Source organism: Streptomyces sp. URMC 126 (assembly GCF_051386555.1).
Taxonomy (GTDB): Bacteria; Actinomycetota; Actinomycetes; order Streptomycetales; family Streptomycetaceae; genus Streptomyces.
Window position 1 is genome coordinate 1 of the sequence record NZ_JBPQTX010000833.1, and the last position, 276, is coordinate 276.

The window sequence follows — 276 nt, forward strand, 5'->3', positions numbered from 1 at the left end:
GGGCAGGGCGACATCGACGTAGCGCAGCTTGTACTTGCCGGGGACGGCCCGGCCGGTCAGGTATGCGTAGTGGTGGTGCAGGGACGCACCCATCGCGATGTCGGTCACCGAGCGGAAACGGGAACGGCTGGTGCGCGTCACGTCCTCGGCGAACCGCTCCTCCAGTTCCTCCATCACCTCCCGGATCTGCGGATGCGGGGTGTGCATGAACTTGTTGACGGTGAACCGGCTGTGCGCGTCCAGAAGTAGTTTCCGGACGTTCTTGCCGGCGGAGTT

Annotated in this window: 1 protein-coding gene; it reads right to left on the reverse strand. The window is 64.9% G+C overall.

The features are described 5' to 3' along the window. A partial coding sequence (locus ACSNOK_RS34130) for a stealth conserved region 3 domain-containing protein (protein ID WP_436784615.1) occupies positions 1-276 on the reverse strand: 276 nt, incomplete at both ends.